The following is a 6,720-nucleotide window of genomic DNA, read 5'->3' on the forward strand; positions in this document are numbered from 1 at the left end:
TTATCTGACTTTCTTTATATAAAATAAATAAATTAAGGTTGGGATAGCCAGAAATACAAACGAAGTTCCTGCATTTTTCACGAAATCTAAGTAACTATTGATATTATAAGCCATATAACCATACAAAATAAAATATCCAATATAATACCAAATTCCCAAAACAATAACTTTTGTAAAAGTTATCAATAAGCTGTTATGGACAACATTTTTAGACGAATAAATTATTATATCAAGCGTTCTATATGCTAAGGAACAGACCGAACCCAATAAAACCCCAGTAAATCCAAATTTAATCACAAAAAATATACTTGCCGAAATGTTAATAACCGCTTCCGCAATAGCCTGCCATTTTGTCTGCTTGAAATGTCCGGCTGAGACATAAAGCATAATTGCCGGTTGACGCAATTTGTTCATAATACCCACAGCTACAAATAATACGACAAGTGTCGGTTGAATATAGTTTGCATCGGTCATATTTCTAGCATAAATTTGCATAAACGGAATAGTCAAAATCAATGCACAAGTATAACAGATTCCAATTATAAGAAAATAAACCGTTTCATACTTCTCATAAATTTTTTTCATCTTATTGGGATTGTTTTCCGCTAAAAATCTGCCGAAAAATCCCTGCATTCCATCAGAAAGCGTATCTATTAACTTATCTATGGCTAAAAATATCATTGAATAAATAGAATAAATACTAACTTCCGAAAGCGAACAAAAAATAGTAAGTAAAACCAGCGGAGAATTATCTAAAACCATTCCGCTTACTCTATGACACATTACGTCCCATTTTTGTTCAAGTGTATTTTTATCAAATTTTGTTTTAAGATTTATAAAACAATAGTGCTTTTTCACATAAACAAAAATCATCGCGTAACCGGAAACATATATTAAAACAGAAGTAAATTTTACTAACAGAAGTGAATTGCCATTTTCAATAAGAATAATTGAAACTACAGCGCTTAAAATTATGTTAATTATTCTAAATATTACCATAATATAGTTTTTTCTGTCGGCAATTAATAATACTCGATATTTTCCGATAACAAAAAAATCTAGAATTCCTCCTATACTTAAAACCAAAACCATGAAACAAGCGGAAAATTTATCCACATATTCAACAATATGTGGATAAATAAACGCTAAAAGTAAAATCATAAAAGCAAAAATTGAACCTGCTTTTGAATAAAAGTTTTGAGTTGCCGCAATAATTGAATTTATTTGATTTTTATCGTTATTGTATAACGGTTTTGTCAAAGCCGCAATGCTCGCCGCGCCGATTCCCGCTTCAACAACAGACAAATAAGCGATAAACTGAGCGATGGAAGCTACCATTCCGTTTTGAGCGGAACCGTAAGTCGTGATAATTAACGGAGGTAAAATAAACCCTATAACTAAGGTTATTACTTGAGCGAAAATATTAATAAAAACATTTCTTATTATTTCTTTATTCATTATTTCATTCTATTTTCGGAATCTATGGATAAGAAATGTAAAAATAATTTTCAACATGGCTCTACCTCCAAGTACCGTTTTTTTTTCCTGTATTGCGGTACAAATTTTATCTTCAAATTTCATATTAATATCCATTCGAGCGGCTATTTCTTTGATAAACGGCGTTCTTGTCGCATATTTCCAAAATTCGTCAAAATAAGGAATATACCACCAATACTTATACGGTTTATTATGAATTATTTTAGGATTTTCTTCCGCATAAATATACTTATTTTTGAGATTTTGCGGCAAATATTTTGCCCAACCATTTGACATAAAATTCCATTCATAGTCAAGATACAAAATTTTATCTTTTGCTAAAAAATTTATTACATCTTGGTCGTGAACCTGCCATTCACGTGAAAGAATTGTGTCAACAACATCTTTTTCGGAATAGATTTGGCGAAATTTTTTGCAATTCATCAATAGCATTCCTGAATTTATATAATCACTTGGTTTCTCTGTTGACAGTATATATTCATAAATTTTACGGAACTCGTCATTTTTCAAATTTTCCGGTAAAAAATACCAAGCAACCGCTATATCGTGAACCGCACCGATTAGATAATTCAAAATGTCCATATTGAACAAACGTGAAATATCGGTTCGGCAAACCATATCGCCGTCAAAATAAAGCGCTTTTTCGTACTGTGGAAATTTAAAAGGGATAAACAAACGAAAATATGCTTCAACCGTAATATGTCTTGATATAAAAAAATTGTAATTTTTGGCAATTTCAGTAAAATCAGAAAATTCTATAGAAAAATTACGAAATTCAGTTAACATTTCACAAAGTTTTTTCATGGAATTTTGTGAAATATCACCGCAATGTAAAATAATAAATTCATATTTCTGACGAGTATCGGCGTTTTCTATAATCGACCTCATCATTACTGAGACATAAGGTATATAGTTATCATTTGACGAGAAAAAAATTGGTATATTCATAAATGATCCACGTTAGTGTCATTATTGTCTCGAAGTAAAATCATAGCACCAGCCGACAAATACCAGTAGTAACCCTCACGAAAATTTATTGGATGCATCATCCCGTTAATATTGTAAGCACAGAGAGCGATTAAATAAAAAAGTTCATACGGACACTCTTCGACAAGATTTTTTTTACCTTTGAATCTTCGAATCAATGCAGACAAAAGTACTACGTTAAAAGTATTGCATAATATGAAACCAACAAATCCGGTTTCTGCCAGTTGTTGTATGAAAAAGTTATGAATTGGAAAAGTTATCCCATCCAATTTGAAAGGAAATGTTTCATATTCATCTATTTTCCATTTTGAAGTCCCATATCCGACACCCAAAATCGGATGTGTTTTCCACATGTTAAATCCGCCACGCAAAGATAAAAACCTTCCAATATCACTCATATTCGCCACATCCATTTTTTCTCTTTTCACCCTTTTCATCATCATAGTTCCAAATAGTATTCCGACAATGCAACATAATAGTACGCCAACAATTATTATTCTCCTATTTTTCGTTCCCAATATTACTAATGTTATTACAAAAAAATAAGCTAAATATACACTTCTTTGAACCAGTAGGATTATGTTAACAAAAAGTAATAATATTCCAGCGGAAAAAAAAATTTTTTTTACCTTTGATTTTTCGTTAAATAATAGTATTATAAGATAAGTACTAACTATATCCGATAAACAACCTAAATAAACTCTGTTTTCAAAAAAAGCAGATATTTCGCCAAATCCCCAAATTATGTTAGAATACGATGCAACACTATTATAAAATACGAGACCTGTCAATGCATAAATCAATATTTTATGGTCATTGTTTTTAATTGTATATAACATTAATAAAAGCACAATAAAATAGTAAGTAAAAAAACCGAATTCGATCATGGCTTCCCGTGTATTTTCATCAATATTAATAACTATGCTTAATAAGCATAAGGTAACATATAAACTTAATATGATAACAAGTTTATTTATAGGAACATCAAATTTTCTTTTCACAAAAACCGGAATCGTCAAAACAATAACCATAAAAAAGAAAAAATATTTAAGATATATGTGGGCGTAATGATACAGATTTTCCGGTATATAATTAACATATTTCGGCGGAACATAAAAAATTGTCCCTATAAAAATCATAGCGAAAAATACAACTTTTATATTTATTTTTGAGGCAATAAACGCAAAAAGATTCAAAAATTTATCTGTCATTAGCCATCCATTTTAAGTAATATCTTGATTTTTTAATTTAACATAAAATATTTTGTTGGTACGTAAAAAGTAAAGGAGTAAATGTCGCTATGAAGGAATCTATGCTTGAAGTGAGCGGTTTATACAAAAATTACGGGAAATTTTGCGCCGTAAAAAATCTTGATTTTTCCGTAAACAAAGGAGAAGTGTTCGGATTTTTAGGCCCAAACGGCGCAGGCAAAACCACGACGATGAAAATAATAACCGGATATTTGCCGATGTCAAAAGGGTTAGTGAAAGTCGCAGGACGCGATATTTGTGAAAACGGTTTGGAATCAAGAAAAAAAATCGGTTATCTTCCCGAAACCACTCCGCTTTATACCGATATGTTCGTTGACGAATATTTAGAATTTGTAGGAAAACTTCGCGGACTTTGTGGTGAAAATTTGAAAAAAAGAATCAAAAAAATGCTTGAAGTTTGCGGACTTGAAGAAATGCAAAAAAAACCTATAGGTCATTTATCAAAAGGATACAGACAAAGAACAGGACTTGCGCAGGCGATGATACACGAGCCCGAATTGTTAATTTTAGACGAGCCTATGAGCGGTTTAGACCCCAATCAAATTGTCGAAATAAGAGAACTTGTAAAAGAAATCGGTAAAGAAAAAGCGGTGGTTTACTGTTCGCACATTTTGTCGGAAGTCGCGGCTACGTGCAATAGAATTTTAATAATAAACGATGGAGAAACCGCCGCAAGAGGAACGCCGGAAGAAGTTATCACAAAAGCGCAAGGACATATTTCTTATGAAGTCGTGATTAAAACAAAAGACAAAAATATTGAAGAAAAATTTAAGCATATTTCGCAAATTCAGGAAATTAAAGCAATTGTTTCATCCGATACTTTAAATGTTAAACTGAAAATAGAAACAAATTCGGAGAAAGAAATCGGAGAAGAAATTTTTGATGTCGCGGTTAAAAACAATTGGAAAATTACTCTGCTTTCACACAAAAAGATTACGCTTGAAGACGTGTTTTCAAAACTTACAAGAAAGGATGCAAAATGAAAGAAATGATAACAATTTTTTTTAAAGAACTAAAATCCTATTTTGTCTCGCCGATTGCGTATATTTTTATAATAGTTTATATAGTTTTGACGAATTTTTTATTTTTCCAAACGTTTTTTGTCAATAATCAAGCCGAAATGAGAAGTTATTTTGAACTGCTTCCGTATATTTTTCTGATTTTTATTCCTGCGATAACGATGAGGAGTTGGGCGGAAGAAAAAAGAAACAGAACGTTTGAACTTCTTTTGACTTTACCGCTGAAAGATATGACGATTGTCGCCGGAAAATTTTTTGCCGCATTGGCTTTTTTGGGTATAACGCTCCTTTTTTCTCTGACCGTTCCAATAACGGTAACGATTTTGGGAAATCCCGATGTAGGCGTAATAATCGGCGGATATTTCGGCGCAATAATGTTAGGTGCGGCGTATATATCAATCGGAATGTGGGTTTCGTCGCTCACGGAAAACCAAATTATCGCGCTAATCGGCGGAGTTGTGCTTATTTTTCTGTTTTTGATAATCGGGCATCCGCTCGTCGTTTATTTCGTTCCAAACGAATTAGTGAATATTTTAACCTATATAGGACTTGCAGGACATTTTGAAAGCATCTGCAGAGGAGTAATCGACAGCCGCGACATAATTTATTATTGCTCGGTAATCGCGTTCTTTTTGTTTTTAAACGCAGAATCGCTTGAAAGCAGAAAGTGGGAATGAAAATGAAAAAAAATCTTAAATTTTTGACGATAGTTTTTTCGTTCATTGTTTTTGGATACGTTGTAATTATCAATGTTTTGTCTAACGATTTTTTCGGCAGAATTGATTTGACGCAAAACAAAATTTATTCAATTTCAAATGTTTCAAAGAATAAACTGAGGAATCTTAACGACCTGATAACATTAGAGCTATACTTTTCGGATAACCTTCCGCAAAACTTGAAAAAAGTCCAAAAAGATATTAAAGACCTTACGGACGAATTTAAAATTTACGCCGGAAGAAACATTAGGATTGTCTGGAAAGACCCGCTCAAAAAACAAAGCGATAAAGACGACGCAATAGCGCTGAACATTCCGGCAATCCGCGTACAGTCGATAGAGAAAGACAAAGTTCAATTCGTTGACGGGTATATGGGGATTGCAATTCGATACGCAGGAAAAAGCGAGTCGATTCCGCTCGTTCAGGCGACCGACAATTTTGAGTACGAAATCATTCAGCGTATTATTCGCCTATCTGCGCAAAAACTTCCGATTGTTGGAATCGTAAAAACCGATACCGCCGCGTATCTCGACCCGCGCCTTGCCGATTTTTATGTTATGGAAATTCCGGAAGACATTACTCATCAGCGCTACAAGCCGATTTTTCAGGCGCTTATGCCGACTTACAACTTGCAATACATTAACTTTGGACGCGACACGATTATCGATCCGGCAATTTCGACTATAATAATTCCTGGCGAAGACGAGGCGAGTTATTTTGTGAACCCCAACGCTATTTGCGCTATAGACCAATACCTTATGCGCGGCGGAAACGTAATCGTCTTGGCGCAAAAATTTGCAATAAATCTCCAAAAAAGTACAAATGCGAGCGTAAGTAACACGTTTTTATATAAAATGCTTGAAGAATGGGGCGTTGTCGTGAAGCCTGAAATGCTTATCGACGCTTCGTGCGGACAAATCAGAGTTCCCAGACAAGTCGGTCCTGCAATAATGAACGTTCCGACGGATTATCCGCTTATGGTTCGCGTTGCCGAAGACGGATTCAACCGAACTGTTTCGCCGCTTGCTTCAATGACACAGGTAATTTTTCCGTGGGCTTCACCGTTAGAAATCTCAGAAAATTTAGATACGGCTACAATCGCCGATACACTGATAATGTCGTCTCAATATTCAACGATACGCATACCGCCGTTTAGGATAGACCCGAATCAAAATTGGGAATTTTTCTTTGAAAAAGCTGCGGAAAACGGTACGCTCAAACGTTATCCGC

At 33.8% G+C, this 6,720-nt stretch carries 6 protein-coding genes; 3 read left to right on the forward strand and 3 right to left on the reverse strand.

Annotation, left to right across the window (positions count from 1 at the left end):
• From LBH98_07555 to LBH98_07565, 3 genes are read right to left on the reverse strand one after another with little or no spacing between them, the layout of a single operon-like run.
• Entirely contained in the window at positions 1–1,458 is a 1,458-nt protein-coding gene (locus LBH98_07555; GenBank protein MDR0304601.1) for a hypothetical protein, read from the reverse strand.
• Between the two features lie 9 nt (positions 1,459–1,467).
• Positions 1,468–2,445 (reverse strand): glycosyltransferase family 8 protein, encoded by a 978-nt coding sequence (locus tag LBH98_07560; protein ID MDR0304602.1) that lies wholly within the window; start codon positions 2,443–2,445, stop codon positions 1,468–1,470.
• Positions 2,442–3,695 (reverse strand): O-antigen ligase family protein, encoded by a 1,254-nt coding sequence (locus LBH98_07565; GenBank protein MDR0304603.1) that lies wholly within the window; start codon positions 3,693–3,695, stop codon positions 2,442–2,444. Before LBH98_07565 ends, LBH98_07560 begins: the two co-directional genes overlap by 4 nt.
• Before the next feature lie 89 nt (positions 3,696–3,784).
• Here LBH98_07565 and LBH98_07570 point away from each other — a divergent pair, with 89 nt between their 5' ends.
• The 3 genes from LBH98_07570 to LBH98_07580 form a co-directional block, all read left to right on the forward strand.
• On the forward strand, positions 3,785–4,738 hold the full coding sequence (locus LBH98_07570; GenBank protein ID MDR0304604.1) for an ABC transporter ATP-binding protein: 954 nt from the start codon (positions 3,785–3,787) through the stop codon (positions 4,736–4,738).
• Positions 4,735–5,451, forward strand: coding sequence for an ABC transporter permease (locus tag LBH98_07575; protein MDR0304605.1), 717 nt, complete (start codon positions 4,735–4,737; stop codon positions 5,449–5,451). The genes LBH98_07570 and LBH98_07575 overlap by 4 nt, the downstream gene beginning before the upstream one ends.
• Positions 5,452–5,453: 2 nt before the next feature.
• A partial coding sequence (locus LBH98_07580) for a GldG family protein (protein MDR0304606.1) occupies positions 5,454–6,720 on the forward strand: 1,267 nt, incomplete at its 3' end.

The organism is Chitinispirillales bacterium, assembly GCA_031254455.1.
Taxonomy (GTDB): domain Bacteria; phylum Fibrobacterota; class Chitinivibrionia; order Chitinivibrionales; family Chitinivibrionaceae; genus WRFX01.

Coding starts and splice junctions, on each gene's coding strand:
- LBH98_07555 (MDR0304601.1), bottom strand. CDS start 1,458: ATGAATAAAGAAATAATAAGAAATGTTTTTATTAATATTTTCGCTCAA.
- LBH98_07560 (MDR0304602.1), bottom strand. CDS start 2,445: ATGAATATACCAATTTTTTTCTCGTCAAATGATAACTATATACCTTAT.
- LBH98_07565 (MDR0304603.1), bottom strand. CDS start 3,695: ATGACAGATAAATTTTTGAATCTTTTTGCGTTTATTGCCTCAAAAATA.
- LBH98_07570 (MDR0304604.1), top strand. CDS start 3,785: ATGAAGGAATCTATGCTTGAAGTGAGCGGTTTATACAAAAATTACGGG.
- LBH98_07575 (MDR0304605.1), top strand. CDS start 4,735: ATGAAAGAAATGATAACAATTTTTTTTAAAGAACTAAAATCCTATTTT.